13 protein-coding genes are annotated in these 16,095 nt (G+C 71.1%); 9 read left to right on the top strand and 4 right to left on the bottom strand.

The features are described 5' to 3' along the window. Positions 1-8 precede the first annotated feature (8 nt). From ilvN to ACZ6TD_RS16060, 5 genes are all read left to right on the top strand, one after another. Positions 9-533: an acetolactate synthase small subunit gene (ilvN, locus tag ACZ6TD_RS16080; RefSeq protein ID WP_037948468.1), complete on the top strand. Its 525-nt coding sequence runs from the start codon at positions 9-11 to the stop codon at positions 531-533. A gap of 137 nt (positions 534-670) precedes the next feature. Next, on the top strand, positions 671-1,669 hold the full coding sequence (gene ilvC, locus ACZ6TD_RS16075; protein ID WP_470004930.1) for a ketol-acid reductoisomerase: 999 nt from the start codon (positions 671-673) through the stop codon (positions 1,667-1,669). Positions 1,670-1,941: 272 nt separating this feature from the next. Further along, positions 1,942-3,543 (top strand): phosphoglycerate dehydrogenase, encoded by a 1,602-nt coding sequence (gene serA / locus ACZ6TD_RS16070; protein ID WP_471354580.1) that lies wholly within the window; start codon positions 1,942-1,944, stop codon positions 3,541-3,543. 215 nt (positions 3,544-3,758) lie between these two features. Then, on the top strand, positions 3,759-4,517 hold the full coding sequence (locus ACZ6TD_RS16065; protein WP_471354578.1) for a TetR/AcrR family transcriptional regulator: 759 nt from the start codon (positions 3,759-3,761) through the stop codon (positions 4,515-4,517). Between the two features lie 44 nt (positions 4,518-4,561). Continuing rightward, positions 4,562-6,064, top strand: coding sequence for an MFS transporter (locus ACZ6TD_RS16060; RefSeq protein WP_471354576.1), 1,503 nt, complete (start codon positions 4,562-4,564; stop codon positions 6,062-6,064). A 118-nt stretch (positions 6,065-6,182) separates the two neighbouring features. Here the strand turns inward: ACZ6TD_RS16060 and ACZ6TD_RS16055 are convergent, their stop codons facing one another. Continuing rightward, complete coding sequence (locus tag ACZ6TD_RS16055) at positions 6,183-7,139, bottom strand: glycoside hydrolase family 6 protein (protein WP_471354574.1); 957 nt, start codon at positions 7,137-7,139, stop codon at positions 6,183-6,185. A gap of 196 nt (positions 7,140-7,335) precedes the next feature. Next, on the bottom strand, positions 7,336-8,940 hold the full coding sequence (locus ACZ6TD_RS16050) for an MFS transporter (protein WP_471354572.1): 1,605 nt from the start codon (positions 8,938-8,940) through the stop codon (positions 7,336-7,338). Between the two features lie 122 nt (positions 8,941-9,062). On the opposite strand from ACZ6TD_RS16050, the gene ACZ6TD_RS16045 reads away from it, so the two are divergent. Then, complete coding sequence (locus tag ACZ6TD_RS16045; RefSeq protein WP_471354570.1) at positions 9,063-9,686, top strand: TetR/AcrR family transcriptional regulator; 624 nt, start codon at positions 9,063-9,065, stop codon at positions 9,684-9,686. Between the two features lie 22 nt (positions 9,687-9,708). Here the strand turns inward: ACZ6TD_RS16045 and ACZ6TD_RS16040 are convergent, their stop codons facing one another. Then, positions 9,709-10,965, bottom strand: a complete 1,257-nt coding sequence (locus ACZ6TD_RS16040) for a PucR family transcriptional regulator (RefSeq protein ID WP_471354568.1) — start codon at positions 10,963-10,965, stop codon at positions 9,709-9,711. Between the two features lie 164 nt (positions 10,966-11,129). On the opposite strand from ACZ6TD_RS16040, the gene ACZ6TD_RS16035 reads away from it, so the two are divergent. From ACZ6TD_RS16035 to ACZ6TD_RS16025, 3 genes are all read left to right on the top strand, one after another. After that, the gene (locus ACZ6TD_RS16035; protein WP_471354566.1) at positions 11,130-12,056 is read left to right on the top strand and encodes a proline dehydrogenase family protein; all 927 of its coding nucleotides are present in this window, start codon (positions 11,130-11,132) and stop codon (positions 12,054-12,056) included. A 68-nt stretch (positions 12,057-12,124) separates the two neighbouring features. Then, a complete protein-coding gene (gene pruA / locus ACZ6TD_RS16030) occupies positions 12,125-13,756 on the top strand; it encodes an L-glutamate gamma-semialdehyde dehydrogenase (protein ID WP_471354564.1) in 1,632 nt (543 codons plus the stop codon). A gap of 523 nt (positions 13,757-14,279) precedes the next feature. Then, a complete protein-coding gene (locus tag ACZ6TD_RS16025) occupies positions 14,280-14,402 on the top strand; it encodes a hypothetical protein (protein WP_087684456.1) in 123 nt (40 codons plus the stop codon). Here the strand turns inward: ACZ6TD_RS16025 and ACZ6TD_RS16020 are convergent. Further along, positions 14,396-15,979 carry a purple acid phosphatase family protein gene (locus tag ACZ6TD_RS16020; protein ID WP_471354562.1) on the bottom strand — a complete coding sequence of 528 codons (1,584 nt, stop codon included), beginning with the start codon at positions 15,977-15,979 and terminating at the stop codon, positions 14,396-14,398. The genes ACZ6TD_RS16025 and ACZ6TD_RS16020 overlap by 7 nt on opposite strands. Positions 15,980-16,095: the final 116 nt, after the last annotated feature.

The raw sequence follows: 16,095 nt of genomic DNA, 5'->3' as shown, positions 1-16,095 counted from the left end.
CCGAGCCCATGTCCAAGCACACCCTCTCCGTCCTGGTGGAGAACACCCCCGGCATCCTGGCCCGGATCGCCGCCCTGTTCTCCCGCCGCGGGTTCAACATCGACTCGCTGGCCGTCGGCGTCACCGAGCACCCCGACATCTCCCGGATCACCATCGTGGTCAATGTCGAGGAGCTGCCGCTGGAGCAGGTCACCAAGCAGCTCAACAAGCTGGTCAACGTGCTGAAGATCGTCGAGCTGGAGGACGGCCAGGCGATCCAGCGGGAGCTCGTCCTGGTCAAGGTCCGCGCCGACAACGAGACCCGCTCCCAGATCGTCGAGATCGTCCAGCTGTTCCGCGCCAAGACCGTGGACGTCTCCCCGGAGGCCGTGACCATCGAGGCCACCGGCAGCAGCGACAAGCTCGAGGCCATGCTCAGGATGCTGGAACCGTACGGCATCAAGGAGCTGGTCCAGTCCGGCACCATCGCCATAGGGCGCGGCGCCCGCTCCATCACCGACCGGAGCCTGCGCGCGCTCGACCGGTCCGCCTGACCCCGGCCCCGCCCGACCAGCGGGGCCACGGTCCGGCGCCACCCGCGCGCCGGACCGTATGGCGAGACCCCGAAACCTTCACCCGCCCGCCCGTCATACGGTGGGAAGCACAACCCACACGCTAGGAGATTCCCGAAGTGGCCGAGCTGTTCTACGACGACGACGCCGACCTGTCCATCATCCAGGGCCGCAAGGTCGCAATCCTCGGCTACGGCAGCCAGGGCCACGCCCACGCGCTGTCGCTGCGCGACTCGGGCGTCGACGTCCGGGTCGGCCTGCACGAGGGCTCCAAGTCCAAGGCCAAGGCCGAGGAGCAGGGCCTGCGCGTGGTCACCCCGGCCGAGGCGTCCGCCGAGGCCGACGTGATCATGATCCTGGTCCCGGACCCGATCCAGGCCAAGGTCTACGAGGAGTCCGTGAAGGCCAACCTGAAGGACGGCGACGCGCTGTTCTTCGGGCACGGTCTCAACATCCGGTTCGACTTCATCAAGCCCCCGGCCAACGTGGACGTCTGCATGGTCGCCCCCAAGGGCCCGGGCCACCTGGTCCGCCGCCAGTACGAGGAGGGGCGCGGCGTGCCGTGCATCGCGGCCGTCGAGCAGGACGCCACCGGGAGCGCCTTCGAGCTGGCCCTGTCCTACGCCAAGGGCATCGGCGGCACCCGCGCCGGCGTCATCAAGACCACCTTCACCGAGGAGACCGAGACCGACCTCTTCGGTGAGCAGGCGGTGCTGTGCGGCGGCACCTCGGCGCTGGTCAAGGCCGGGTTCGAGACCCTGGTCGAGGCCGGTTACCAGCCGGAGATCGCGTACTTCGAGTGCCTCCACGAGCTCAAGCTGATCGTGGACCTGATGTACGAGGGCGGCCTGGAGAAGATGCGCTGGTCGATCTCCGAGACCGCCGAGTGGGGCGACTACGTCTCCGGTCCGCGGATCATCAACGAGTCCACCAAGGCCGAGATGAAGAAGATCCTCGGCGAGATCCAGGACGGCACCTTCGCCAAGAACTGGATGGCGGAGTACAACGCCGGCCTGCCGAAGTACAACGAGCTGAAGAAGGCCGACGAGAACCACCTGCTGGAGACCACCGGCAAGGAGCTGCGCAAGCTCATGAGCTGGGTCGACGAGGAGGCGTAACCGCGCCTGGTGGCGCGGAGGCCGTGCCCCGGGTGCGGCGGGGGTCCACCGGACCCCCGCCGCACCCGGTTCGCGCTTTGTCCATCGCGCACCACCACGTGCGGGTGATCCTGCCGCAACGGCACATGACGAAGGCCCGACCGCCACTACACTCATCAGCAGCAAGCGCGTCAGGCTCACAGCGTCGTGCGTCTCCCACGCGGCTGACCCCTTCACCGCCAGCGGCCGTCGGGACGGCCGTCCGCTGAGGACTAGTGAGGACTGAAGACCACGTGAGCACTGCTTCCACTGGTAAACCCGTCGTACTCATCGCCGAAGAGCTCTCTCCGGCGACGGTCGATGCCCTGGGCCCGGACTTCGAGATCCGGAACTGCAACGGGGCGGACCGGGCCGAGCTCCTTCCCGCCATCGCCGATGTGGACGCGATCCTCGTCCGCAGCGCGACCAAGGTCGACGCCGAGGCCATCGCCGCCGCGAAGAAGCTGAAGGTGGTCGCCCGCGCGGGCGTCGGCCTGGACAATGTGGACGTCTCGGCCGCCACCAAGGCGGGCGTCATGGTCGTCAACGCGCCGACGTCCAACATCGTCACCGCCGCCGAGCTCGCCTGCGGTCTGCTGGTGGCCACGGCCCGGAACATTCCGCAGGCCAATGCCGCGCTGAAGAACGGCGAGTGGAAGCGCAGCAAGTACACCGGTGTGGAGCTGAGCGAGAAGATCCTCGGCGTGGTCGGCCTCGGCCGCATCGGCGTCCTGGTGGCCCAGCGGATGTCCGCCTTCGGCATGAAGGTCGTCGCGTACGACCCGTATGTGCAGCCCGCGCGGGCCGCGCAGATGGGTGTGAAGCTGCTCTCGCTGGACGACCTGCTCGAGGTCTCCGACTTCATCACGGTCCACCTCCCCAGGACTCCCGAGACGGTCGGCCTGATCGGCGACGAGGCGCTGCACAAGGTCAAGCCGGAGGTCCGGATCGTGAACGCCGCGCGCGGCGGGATCGTGGACGAGGTGGCGCTGGCCGCCGCCCTCAAGGAGGGCCGGGTGGCCGGGGCCGGGCTGGACGTCTTCTCCCAGGAGCCGTGCACCGAGTCCCCGCTGTTCGAGTTCGACAATGTGGTGGTCACCCCGCATCTGGGCGCCTCCACCGGTGAGGCCCAGGAGAAGGCGGGCATCGCGGTCGCCCGCTCGGTGCGGCTGGCGCTGGCCGGCGAGCTGGTCCCGGACGCGGTGAACGTCCAGGGCGGCGTCATCGCCGAGGACGTACGCCCCGGGCTGCCGCTGGCCGAGAAGCTGGGGCGGATCTTCACCGCGCTGGCGGGCGAGGTCGCGGTCCGCCTCGATGTCGAGGTGTACGGCGAGATCACCCAGCACGACGTCAAGGTGCTGGAGCTGTCGGCGCTCAAGGGCGTCTTCGAGGACATCGTCGACGAGACCGTCTCGTATGTGAACGCGCCGCTGTTCGCGCAGGAGCGCGGGGTCGAGGTGCGGCTGACCACCAGCTCGGAGTCGAGCGAGCACCGCAATGTGGTGATCGTGCGCGGCACCCTCTCGGACGGCGAGGAGGTCTCGATCTCCGGCACGCTGGCCGGCCCCAAGCACCAGCAGAAGATCGTCGCGGTGGGGGAGTACGACGTGGACCTGGCACTCGCCGACCACATGGCCTTCCTCCGCTACACCGACCGTCCGGGCGTGGTCGGCACGCTCGGACGCATCCTGGGCGAGGCGGGGATCAACATCGCGGGGATGCAGGTCTCCCGGGCCACGGCGGGCGGTGCCGCGCTGGTGGCGCTCACGGTGGACGACACCATTCCGCAGCCCGTGCTCACCGAGATCGCCGAGGAGATCGGCGCCACCTCGGCCCGCTCGGTCAATCTGGTCTGAGCCGCTCAAGGCATCACCCACCTGGGCCCGGCCCCCGCTTCGGCGGGGGCCGGGCCCAGGTCTTTGTGCCTCCACGGCAGCGGGACATGCCGGAGGGGTTCGGATCTTTTTCATCGCGTGTTGAATAATGGCGGTGGGCTCGCTACGCTCGCAGCTATGTGGAGAAAATTTCTCCACATAGCTGTAGGTATGTGCTGTGCTGTCAGGAGAGTCCCGTGTCCGCAGACGCTGAGACCGACGCCGACGCCCTTGCCGACGTCCCGTCGCCCCCCATGCGCGCCGACGCGCGGCGCAACCGGGAGCAGATCCTGCGCGCCGCCCGCGAGGTCTTCGCCGATCAGGGGCCGGATGCTCCGCTGGATGAGATAGCCCGGCGCGCCGGGGTCGGCATCGCGACCCTCTACCGGCGGTTTCCGCACCGTGCCGATCTGCACCGAGGGGTCGCCATCGAGGTGCTGACCGCGCTGGTCGAGGCCGCGAGCCGGGCCGCCGCCGAGGAGGGCGATCCCTGTCTCGCACTGCGCCGCTTCATGCACGCCGCGCTCGATCTCAAGATCGGCTCGGTGATGCCCGCGCTGCTGGGCCGGTTCACCGTCGACGAGATCCTCGGCCGTGTCCCCGGCGACGCCGTCGACCCGATCGACGCGATGCTCCTGCGCGCCCAGGCCCAGGGGCTGGTCCGGAGTGATGTCGTCTTCGGCGACATCACGCTGATGATCATCCGGCTGACCCGGCCGCTGCCCGGCGGCGGCCGGTTCGCCCCCGATGACGCCCTCGCCCATCGCCAACTGGATGTCTACATCGACGGGTTGCGCCCCACCGGCTCCCCGCGCCCCACCACCCCGCTCGGCGGCCCGGCCGTCGACGCCGAGGCGTTCAAGCGCATCCGGGGGCGGGTGATCGACGACGCCCACGAGGCCCACGACGCCCGGGAAGCCGACGCCGACGCCCACTCCGACCCCGACCCCGCCTGACCTACCCCTCCGCTCGCCTTCCGCGAGACCAGAAAGGCATCGTCATGTCCCAGCCCTCAGCCGCACCGCCGCGAGCCAACCCCCGGCGCTGGTTCGCCCTTGTCTTCATCGGCCTGGCCCAGCTGATGATCGTCCTCGACATCACCATCGTGAACATCGCCCTGCCGTCGGCCCAGAAGGACCTCGGCATCTCCGACGGCGACCGGCAGTGGGTCATCACCGCCTACACCCTGGCGTTCGGCAGTCTGCTGCTGCTCGGTGGCCGGATCGCGGACTACACCGGCCGTAAGCGGACCTTCCTCATCGGCCTGCTGGGGTTCGCCGGGGCCTCCGCGCTCGGCGGCGCCGCCTCCGGTTTCGAGATGCTGCTCGCGGCCCGCGCCCTGCAGGGCGCCTTCGCCGCGCTGCTCGCCCCCTCGGCGCTTTCGCTGCTCGCGGTGAACTTCACCGAGCCCCGTGAGCGCGCCAAGGCGTTCGGCATCTTCGGCGCGATCGCGGCGGGCGGCGGTGCGATCGGGCTGGTCGTCGGCGGGCTGCTGACCGAGTACCTCGACTGGCGCTGGTGCCTGTACGTCAATGTGCCGATCGCCGTCGTCGCCGCCATCGGCTGGTCCGTGCTGCCCACCGACACCCGCGCCGAGGGCCGCGCCCGCTTCGACATCCCCGGGGTGCTGCTGGCGGTGTGCGGGCTGGTGGCCGTGGTCTACGGATGCAGCGAGGCCGAGTCCGAGGGCTGGGACTCCCGGCTGGTGACCGGGCTGCTCATCCTGGGCGCGGTGCTGCTCTTCGCCTTCGTCATGGTGGAGCGGAGCGTGGCACGGCCGCTGCTGCCGCCGCGCGTGGTGGCGGACCGCACCCGTGGCAGCGCCTATCTGGCGGTCGGCCTCTCGGTGGTCGGCATGTTCGCGATGTTCCTCTTCCTCACGTACTACATGCAGCTCGTCAAGGGCTACTCGGCGCTGCTCACCGGTGTGGCGTTCCTGCCGATGACCGGTGCGGTGCTGGTCGGCGCGGGCGGTGTCGCCTCCCGCCTCATCCCCAAGGTGCCGCCGCGGCTGCTGGTGGCGCCCGGCCTGCTGATCGCGGCCACCGGTGTCGTCCTGCTGGTGCCCCTGGACGTCGACAGCTCGTACGCGGCGGGGGTGCTGCCCGCCGAGCTCCTGGTCGGCTTCGGCATGGGCCTGGTGATGGCGCCCTCGATGAACTACGCGACTCATGGGGTGGGGGCGGGGGACGCGGGCGTCGCCTCCGCCACCGTCAACACCGCCCAGCAGATCGGCGGTTCGATCGGCACGGCGCTGCTCAACACCATCGCCACCAGCGCGACCTCCGACTACATGGCCTCGCACGCCCGGCAGATGACGCCGCGGACCGCCAAGGCAACCGCCAAGGCCGGTCTGGTCGAGGGCTTCTCGCACGCCTTCGTCGTCTCGTCCTCGATCCTCGTGGGCGCCGCGGTGGTCGTGGCCCTGCTGATGAACGCCCCGCGCCCGGTACGCGAGCCCGGCACCGAAGGCGCCACTCCGCTCCCCGCTCACATGGGCTGACAGCGCCCCGCGCCCCGGAGGTCCTCCGCTCCACGGCCGGAGCGGAGGACCTCCGGCGATGGGTGGGTCAGGGCGCGGGATCCGGGCACGGAGACGGCCCGGTCATGGCCGCGGGCTCTCAGCCCGCCAGCTCGTAGGCGTAGTCCGGTGCGAAGGTGCCCGCCGGGCCCGCGCAGCCGTCCACTTCGCCCGGGGGCTTGACCCAGAGGTAGGCGTCGATGGCCGGGTCGCCGGTGTTCGCCGTGGGGTTTTCGCCGACCTTGCGGCCGTGGGGGTCGCACCAGGCGTTGTCGGGGGCGGGGCCGTTGCCGTTGCGGCTGGTGTCGATGACGGCGGTGAGCCCGGAGGAGGTGCCGAACTGGGCGAGCACGCTCTTGGTGAAGGCCACCTCGTCGGCGGTGCGGCGGAAGTTGGAGACATTGCTGTAGATGCCGTCGCCGCTGGTCAGCACCCCGGCCGAGCGGAGCCGCGACGCCTGGACGGCGGCGCTGTTCCACGCCGAGTGCCCGGCGTCGAAGTACACCCGGGCCTTGGGGTTGGCGCTGTGGATGGCGGTGGCGGCGCGGGCCAGTGAGGCGTAGCGGCCGCTCAGCTCGGTGGGGGAGAGGCAGCTGATGAGTGCGATCGAGTCGGGTTCGAGGATGACGACGGCGGGCCCGCTGCCCAGCCCGGCGGCGAAGCCGCGCACCCATGCGTCATAGCTCGCGAGGTCGGGCGCGCCGCCCGCGGAGGCCCCGCCGCAGTCGCGGTTGGGGATCTGATACGTCACCAGGACGGGGGTCTGGCCCTTGGCGGAGGCGGCGGAGGTGACCTTGCGGACGTCCTCGGTGACGGTCGCGGGGGCGTACCGGGAGAACCACACGGCCTGGGGCTGACTGGCGATCCGCGAGGCGATGCGCGGCTGCCGGGAGTCGCCCGGATTGGCGGCGACCCACTTGTTCACGAGCGAGTCGGGGTTGTTGAAGAACCGTGTGTCGTCCGGCAGTTCGCCCGCGACGGCCTGCGGTGTGTAGGCCGCGCCGATGAGGAAGGCGGCGGCGAGCCCGGCTGCCGCTAACGCTCTGGTGATGCGCACGGTGCGTCACTCCTCTCGCGTGGGGTGGCTGCTCAAGCCCTCTGGCCGCCGTGTCCGGCCGCCGTCCTCTGGTTGCCGCCGGGCGGGGAATGGTTGCCGTCGTCGTACGGGTCGGTGCGGCCAACACGCTCCGCGCGCGTAAGCCCGTAGGGGACCCCACCGCGATGGGGTCCCCTAGGGGCGTCACGCGCGCGGCTCAGCGACTCGGCACCGCCTCGCCGCCGTCCGCCGCCTCGGCCGCGCCGGCCGAGGGCGCGTCCTCGGCCGCCGGCCCGGCGTCCTCCGCGCCGACCCGGCGCAGCGTCACCAGGGCCAGGATCGCGCCCGCCACCAGGACCACCGCCCCCGCCCCGGACGCGATCCGCATCCCGTGGGTGAACGCCTCGCGCGCCGTGTCCAGCAGGTGCTCCCCGGCCCGCCCCTTCAGCGAACCCGCCACCGCGGCGGCCGCGCCCAGCGTCTCGCGCACCTGGTCGAGCGCGTCGGCGGGCAGCCCGGCGCCCAGCGAGTCCTTGACGTCGCTCCGGTAGACGGCGGTGCCGACGCTGCCGAGCACCGCCATGCCCATCGCTCCGCCGAACTCCTGGCCCGTCTCCAGCAGCGCGGCCGCCGAACCCGCCCGCTTCGGCGGGACGGTGCCGATCGCCATGTCGGTGACCAGCGACATCACCGCCACGATCCCGCTGGCCAGGACGGCGGCGCCGATCAGCACGGTCCACAGCGCGTCCGTACCGGCCAGGGCCAGAATCCCGTAGCCGATGGCCGCGGTGACGAACCCGGCGCCGATCACGTACGCCCGGTTCGCACCGCGCTGGACCGCCGCGGCCGCCACCGGCCCGGCGATGCCGACGCAGACGGACGGGGCCAGGCTCCACAGCGCCGCCTCCAACGGGCCCTTGCCGAGCACCGACTGCAGATACTGGGTGGTGAAGTAGGCCGAGCCCATCATCGCGAAGGTGGCCAGCGCGTTGAGCGCGATCGACGGGCCGAAGCCGCGGTGGTGGAACAGCTCCGGGCTGATCATCGCGTCGCGCCGGGTGCGTTGGCGCCGTACGAAGACGGCGCCGACGGCGAGACCGGCCACGATGGACAGCAGCGGGATCGGCCCGACGCCGTTGTCCGCGGCGATCTTCTTCAGTCCGTAGATCACCGGGAGTACCGCGGCCATCGACAGCGGCACGCTCGGCAGATCGAACGCCCCGGGCGCGGGGTCCTTGAACTCCGGCACCAGGAGCGGCACCAGCACCAGCAGCAGCACCATCGCCGGGACGTTGATCAGGAAGACCGAGCCCCACCAGAAGTGCTCGATCATCACCCCGCTCAGCACCGAGCCCAGCGCGATACCGCCCGCCATGGCCGACGACCAGATCGCGATCGCCTTGGCCCGCTGCTTCCCGTCCAGGAAGAGGTTGCGGACCAGCGCCATCGTCGAGGGCATCAGCGTGGCGCCGCCGATCCCGAGCACCGCACGTGCGGCGATGAGCATCTCGGCGCTCTGCGCGTACGCCGCCGCGACGGACGCGGCGCCGAAGGCCGCGGCCCCGAACAGCAGCAGCTTCCGCCGCCCGAAGCGGTCGCCCAGCGCCCCCATGGTGATGAGCAGCCCGGCGAGGGCGAAGGCGTAGATGTCGAAGATCCACAGCTGCTGGGTGGCACTGGGGTGCAGCTCCCGGCTGATGGCCGGCACCGCGAAGTACAGCACCGACACATCCATGGAGACCAGGAGGAGCGGAAGCATCAGGACCACGAAGGCGGTCCATTCCCTGCGTCCGGCGCGCGGGCCGGTGGAAGTCGAGGTCATGGCGAGGACTATACGAGCGTCTTAAACAAGCGTCTAGTACGATTGTGTAAGACGGATGTGTAAGACGAATGTGTGAAACGATCGTCTAGGACGCCCGTATGGGACCGGGATACCCTGGCGCCATGGGACATCGAGAGGATCTGCTGGCCGGGGCCAAGCGCTGCCTTGAGGAGAAGGGCTGGTCCCGTACGACGGCGCGGGACATCGTGGCCGCTTCGGGCGCCAATCTGGCCTCCATCGGCTACCACTACGGCTCCAAGGACGCCCTGATGCGGGAGGCGCTCTTCGCCTCCATGAGTGACTGGGCCGATGACGTCGAGCGGTCCTTCGAGGCGGACGCCCCGGCGGGCGAGGGCCCGGACACCGGGCTGCGGGAGCGGTTCGAGACCCGGTGGACCCGGGTGCTGGAGCTGTTCGACAAGCACCAGGCGGTGTGGCGCTCCCAGTTGGAGGCCATCCTCCAGGTCCGGCACGATCCCGAGCTGCGCGCGGCCTTCGGCCGGGCCCAACCGGAGGGGCGCCAGGGGCTGGTGGGGCTGATCCACGGCATCGACGAGCGCGATGTGGATGAGGAGACGTCCCGGGTCATGGGCTCCTTCTATATGACGCTGGTGAGCGGGATGGTCGTCCAGATGGCCATCGACCCCGACCTCATGCCCAGCGCCCATGACCTCGTCGAGGCGATGCGCCGCATCGTCGGCGACGCCCCCGTGGCGCCCAACGCCCCCGCGGCCCCCGCCGACTGACCTCGGGGCTCAGGCTTCAGGTTCAGCGCCCGGGCGGCCCGAGACGTGCGGCCTTCAGCGTCATATGGAGCAGCAGCCGGTCCTCGCCCGCGTCCAGGTCGAGACCGGTGAGCTGCCGCACCCGCGAGAGGCGGTAGTACAGCGTCTGCCGGTGGATGCCCAGCCGCTGGGCGGTGCGCCCGGCCTGGCCCGCGCAGTCGAGGAAGGTCTCGGCGGTGCGGGCGAGCTCGGCGTGCGCGGGCTCCAGGAGGGGCCGTACGGCGGCGTCGGGCGGCAGTGCGGGCAGTGCGGCCAGCAGTCGGTACGGGCCGATGGCGGACCACTCCGCGACCGGGCCCAGGTGGCTGTCGGCGTGGGCCGCCCGCGCGGCGGCCAGCGCCTCCTGCCAGGCGGCGGGCAGATCCTCCAGTCCGCGCCGGGGAGCGCTGACCCCGGCGGCGGCCCTGGGCGCCAGTCTCCCCGGCCCCCTGCCGCCCGCCGTGGCCCGGGGCGAGCGCAGCAGCTGCTCGGCCGTCGCGCGGGCCGGGTCCAGGGCGGAGGCCGCGCGCAGCCGGACCAGCGCCGCCAGCCCCGCCCCGGGCGCCCCGGCCGCCGCGTCCCCCGGCAGTGCGCACGCGGCCACGATGCCCGGCAGATGGGGGAGGCCCGGGTGGTCCGCGTCCTCGCCGGTCCCCGGCGTCCACGGCACCACCGCCACCAGCGCCAGCGGCCCGTCGGCCGCTCCGCGCAGCGCGGCCCGCAGCCCGGAGCGGGCGGCGTCCCGCCCGGCCGGTGGTCCGGTCAGCACATCGCGCAGCAGCTCACCGAGCTCCTCACCGGCCCGCGCCTCGGCCGCCAGCAGCGCCCCGATGCGGTCCGCGGTCTCCATCGCGCGGGCCAGCCGGGGATCCCGCGCGCCCGCCGGGCCGCCCAGCTCCAGATCGGCGAGATGGCCGTCGTCCAGCAGCCAGACATAGCCGTGCACCACCCCGCGGTGCCGGACGGGCAGGCAGATGCGGCCCATGAACACCCCGGCCGCCGGGTCGGGCGGGATCCGCAGCGGCGCCTGCGCCCGGGCGATCCCGAACGCCTCGAACCAGGCCCGCACCGCCGCCGTCGAGCGGCGCTGGAGGATCGAGCGGGTGCGCACCGGGTCCAGCGCGGGCTCCGCTGTGCCATCGCTGTCTTCGCTGTCCTGGGCGCCGAAGGCGATCAGCGCGAAGTCGCGGTTCTCCAGGGTCGCGGGTGCCCGGAGCACCGCCGTGATCTCGTCCACCAGCTGCTGGTAGTCGTCGCGCATGGGTCCCGCCTCTTCCCGCTTTCACCCCTCACATTCTCATACAGATGTCTGAGATCCCGGCCACGGATGCGTGACAGCTGTCGATGGTCCGCAATCCGCGCCATCCTTAAGTTTCACGGTGAGTTGTCGATGCCGTTCATCGGCCGTCATCGTGGAGGTGCCCCGTGCTGGGACCCGTGCTGCTCGCCGCTTCGCGCAGTGCCGCCATCCGCCGTATCGTCTCGGCCGCGCCGGTCACCCGCCCCATGGTGGACCGCTTCGTCGCCGGGGAACGGCTGGCCGAGTCCCTGGGGGCGGTGCGGTCGCTGACCGCCCGCGGCCTGGACGTCACCCTGGACCATCTGGGCGAGGACGTGACCGACCGGTCCGAGGCGCTGCGCAGCCGTGACGCCTATCTGGCGCTGACCGAGGCGCTGGCCGCCGAGGGGCTCGCCGGGCGCGCGGAGATGTCCGTGAAGCTCTCCGCGTTCGGCCAGGCGCTGCCCGGGGGCCACGATCTGGCGCTGGCCAATGTGACCCCGGTCGTGGAGGCCGCCGCCGCGGCGGGCACGACGGTCACCCTCGACATGGAGGACCACACCACGGTGGACTCCACCCTCGCCATCCTCGGCGAGCTGCGCACCCGATTCCCGCAGACCGGCGCGGTCCTCCAGTCCTATCTGTTCCGGACCGAGGACGACTGCCGGGCGCTGGCCGGGGAAGGCTCCCGGGTGCGGCTGGTGAAGGGCGCGTACAACGAGCCGGCGAGCGTAGCCCACCAGGACAAGCGCGAGGTGGACCGCGGTTACGTGCGCTGCCTGAAGATCCTCATGGCCGGTGAGGGCTATCCCATGATCGGCTCGCACGATCCGCGCATGGTCGCCATCGCCCAGGACCTGGCACACCGCCTCGGGCGCAAGCTGGACGAGTACGAGTTCCAGATGCTGTACGGGATCCGCGTGGCCGAGCAGGAGCGGCTGGTGGCGGAAGGTCACCGTATGCGGGTTTACGTCCCGTATGGCACAGACTGGTATGGGTACTTCATGCGCCGCCTCGCGGAGCGCCCCGCCAACCTCACATTCTTCCTGCGCTCGCTGGTCGGCCGCCGCTGACCGCTCTCGGGATCGCAGACCTCGTAAATCCCCGACGCCCCCGACGATCGAAGGAGACAACGGCCATCATGGACGCCGTCACCCAGGTCCCCGTGCCGGTGAACGAGCCGGTGCACACCTACGCCCCCGGCACCCCGGAGCGCGCCCGCCTCGAGACCAAGCTCAAGGAGCTCGGCGAGAACCCCATCGACCTGCCGATGACCATCGGCGGCCAGAAGCGGATGGGAGCGGGGGAGCGCTTCGACGTCGTCCAGCCGCACAAGCACTCCGCCCGCCTGGGCACCTACGCCAACGCCACTCAAGCGGACGCGCGGGACGCGATCGACGCCGCCCTGGCGGCGGCCCCGGCGTGGCGCGCGCTCAGCTTCGACGACCGTGCCGCGGTCATCCTCAAGGCCGCCGATCTGCTCTCCGGCCCCTGGCGGGAGACGCTCGCCGCGTCCACCATGCTGGGCCAGTCGAAGACCGCGCAGCAGGCGGAGATCGACACTCCCTGTGAGCTGATCGACTTCTGGCGCTTCAACGTCCACTTCGCTCGCCAGATCCTGGCCGAGCAGCCGGTGACCAACTCGCCCGGGGTCTGGAACCGCACCGACCACCGGCCGCTGGAGGGGTTCGTCTACGCGATCACCCCCTTCAACTTCTCCGCCATCGCGGGCAACCTCCCGACCGCCCCCGCCCTGATGGGCAATGTGGTGGTCTGGAAGCCGTCCCCGACCCAGACGCACGCCGCCGTGCTGCTGATGGAGCTGCTGGAGGAGGCCGGGCTGCCCAAGGGCGTGATCAACCTGGTCACGGGCGACGGCAAGGAGGTCTCCGAGGTGGCCCTGGCCCACCCGGACCTCGCGGGCATCCACTTCACCGGTTCGACCCGGACCTTCCAGTACCTGTGGAAGACGGTCGGCAACAACATCGAGAACTACAAGACCTATCCGCGACTGGTCGGTGAGACCGGTGGCAAGGACTTCATCGTCGCCCACCCCTCCGCCGACCCGGCGGTGCTGAAGACGGCGATGACCCGCGGCGCCTTCGAGTTCCAGGGCCAGAAGTGCTCCGCGGCCTCCCGCGCCTATGTGCCGCGCTCCCTGTGGGAGAACGGCCTCAAGGAGGAGTTCGCCGCCGAGGTCAACGGGCTGACCATGGGCGATGTGGCCAACCTCGACAACTTCATGGGCGCGGTCATCGACGAGCGCGCCTTCGCCAAGAACAAGGCGGCGATCGACCGGGCGAAGTCCGACCCCACGATCGAGGTCGTCGCCGGCGGCTCCTACGACGACAGCGAGGGCTGGTTCGTCCGCCCGACCGTGCTGGTCTCCACCGACCCGGAGAACGAGATCTTCAAGGACGAGTACTTCGGCCCGATCCTCGGGGTGCACGTCTACGAGGACGAGGAGTACGAGGCGATGCTGAAGCAGATGGAGTCGGCCGCCCCGTACGGGCTGACCGGCGCCGTCATCGCCCAGGACCGCGCGGCGGCGGCCGCCGCCTGTGAGGCGCTGCGCTTCGCGGCCGGCAACTTCTACATCAACGACAAGCCGACCGGCGCCGTCGTCGGCCAGCAGCCTTTCGGCGGCGGCCGTGCCTCCGGCACCAACGACAAGGCCGGCGCCAAGCAGAACCTGATGCGCTGGACCTCCACCCGCTCCATCAAGGAGACCCTGGTCCCGCCGACCGACTACCGCTACCCGCACATGGGCTGACCCTCGAGCCCGGCGACCCGCGCCCCCGGACCGCTCTGGAGTGGTCCGGGGGCGCGGTGGTGTCCGGGGGCGCGTAGGGGGAAATCTGTGGACGCCCGATACGCGGCGGTGCTAGCGTCAAGCAGTCAAGTAGGCACTATTTACCGCAGTTTACGTGGGTAACCAGGCGCGGGAACGCCCACGGACTTGCGATCGGCCGCCGTTGGTCGAGGTCGGACGGGGGTCGGCCTCGATCATCGGCGGGACACCGATAGGTGATCACCCTGGGTCAGTGGCTGATATCACGCTGTTCGCGTCTCAGATAGTAGGACGTCCGACTAATTGTGCAGACACTGACGCTCCGCTGCCTTACTTTTGTGGAAGCCGAACGTCTCGCTGCATCCAGCGATGGCGGCCGCGGCCGGTGCACATCGCGCAGGTGATCCCTGCCGCACCCAGGCCCCCGCCCCTTCCGGCAGCCACCTTCTCGGGGAGCTTTCCTTCCTCCCGGGCGTTCACCGGGTTCAGCAGAGGAGATGTGATCATGGCCGAGACGACTGTCCGCAGGATCCGCCGCAAGACCGACGACACCGACCGCAAGAAGGCGGCCGCCGCGCTCCAGCGCGCCCTCGACCGCCGGGACAACGGCGGCGCGACCGGTCACTGACGCCGGGGCCGGGTGACCTCGAAGCGGTCCACCCGCTCGCCCGACTCCGCCAGGGCCGTGACCGTGAGCCTGGGGCGGGGGCCCGGCTCGACCTCCACCGCGAGGAACGAGAAGCCGGTGTAGCGGACCCGGGACCAGTCCGCGCTGTCCCGGTTCTTCTCGCCGTTCGCGCTCCAGTGGTAGGTCTTCACCTCGTCGAGGTCCTTGACGTGCCCCGCGTAGCTGTCGGGCACCGGGAACTCGTAGAGCTTCGCGCCCGCCCCGCCCGCCGTCACATAGACGATCCCGTCGCGCACCGCGTCGGCACTCCCCTCCACCGGGACCCGGCGGGCGACCTTGCCGCCCCGGAGGGCGTCGGTCCGCTCGTAGACGTGGTTGTGGCCGTTGATGACCAGGTCCACCTGGTGCTTGTCGAACAGCGGCACCCACGCGTCCCGCACCCCGCCGTCCGAGGCGTGGGCGCTGGTGGTGGAGTAGGCGCAGTGGTGGAAGAAGACCACCAGGAAGTCGATGCCGGGGCGCTCGCGCAGCGCCCCCAGCCGCTCGTCCAGCCAGCGGGTCTGCGCCCCGTCCGTGTACCCCTTGTTGACCGGGATCTCGTACGACACGTCATTGGCGTCCAGGGCGACCACGCCGACGTTCCCGTAAGAGAACGAATAGACGCCGGGCGCCTTGCGCGGATCCGGGCCGTTCTCGGGCAGCGACCAGCGGGCCAGTTGGCCGCCGTAGCCGTCGGGGGAGTACCACGCCTCCATGTCGTGGTTTCCGGTCGTCACCATCCACGGCACGCTCGCCGCGACCGAGTCGGTCTGGGCGAGGAAGGAGTCCCAGACCCGGGCGTCGTAGAGGTCGGACTTCTTGCCGTGGCCGGTGGTGTCCGCGTAGCACAGATCCCCGGCGTGCAGATGGAACGACGGGTTCTGGCCGAGGATCAGCTGGTCGTTGGCGAGCGCGTCATAGCTCACCCCCTGGTCGCCGAAGGCGGTGAAGACGAACGTCCCGGGCCGGTCCGGCGCGGTGCGGAAGGTGCCCACGGACGCGAAGTGACGCGGCTCGGCCGGATCGCGGTCGGCGTGCCCGACGCCGTAGTAGTAGGTGACCCCGGGGCGCAGGTCGTCCACCGCGGCGTGCAGATAGAACTGGTCGACCGCGGGCAGCTTGTCGCTCAGCGACGGGGTGTGCAGATGGCGGACCTCGGCCTCGACCGTGCGGGTGAGCTCCAGCGGGCTGGTGCCGATCCGCACATACGGCTTGCGCACCGCGAACGGCACCTGCCAGGAGATCCGCATCTGCGTCCGCGGATCGGCGCCGAAGGCCAGGTGGCGGCCGAACGGGGCGACCAGCGCGCCGTCCACCGTGGCGGCTCCCGGCTTCGGGTTCGCGGTCGGCGCCGGCTTGGCACCGGCGGTGCACGCGGCCCCGCCCAGCAGCCCCGCGCCCGCGACCGTGCCCGCCGTGGCGGCGCCCCCGCGCAGCACCCGGCGGCGGGAGAGCCGGGCCCGCAGGTACTCGTGCTGCTCCGCCATGGTCATCCGCTGGGCGAGCCGCTCCGGTACGCCGAACCGTGGTGTGTCCATGAACCGGAATGTCCCCCGAGCGGTCAACGGTGCGCCGTACAGGGGGTGAACGGGCGATTGCCGCTGGGCGGCCGTCCGAATGGTGGAACGTCTATGTCAATCAATGGGACGAGCGG

This window comes from Streptomyces yongxingensis (assembly GCF_055597465.1).
This window is presented reverse-complemented; position numbering and strand designations above follow the sequence as displayed.

What these genes read in the sequence shown, in the direction of transcription:
- ACZ6TD_RS16045 (WP_471354570.1), top strand. Translation starts at nt 9,063, where the DNA reads ATGGGACATCGAGAGGATCTGCTGGCCGGGGCCAAGCGCTGCCTTGAG.
- ACZ6TD_RS16040 (WP_471354568.1), bottom strand. Translation starts at nt 10,965, where the DNA reads ATGCGCGACGACTACCAGCAGCTGGTGGACGAGATCACGGCGGTGCTC.
- ACZ6TD_RS16060 (WP_471354576.1), top strand. Translation starts at nt 4,562, where the DNA reads ATGTCCCAGCCCTCAGCCGCACCGCCGCGAGCCAACCCCCGGCGCTGG.
- pruA (WP_471354564.1), top strand. Translation starts at nt 12,125, where the DNA reads ATGGACGCCGTCACCCAGGTCCCCGTGCCGGTGAACGAGCCGGTGCAC.
- ACZ6TD_RS16020 (WP_471354562.1), bottom strand. Translation starts at nt 15,979, where the DNA reads ATGGACACACCACGGTTCGGCGTACCGGAGCGGCTCGCCCAGCGGATG.
- ACZ6TD_RS16050 (WP_471354572.1), bottom strand. Translation starts at nt 8,940, where the DNA reads ATGACCTCGACTTCCACCGGCCCGCGCGCCGGACGCAGGGAATGGACC.
- ACZ6TD_RS16025 (WP_087684456.1), top strand. Translation starts at nt 14,280, where the DNA reads ATGGCCGAGACGACTGTCCGCAGGATCCGCCGCAAGACCGACGACACC.
- ilvN (WP_037948468.1), top strand. Translation starts at nt 9, where the DNA reads ATGTCCAAGCACACCCTCTCCGTCCTGGTGGAGAACACCCCCGGCATC.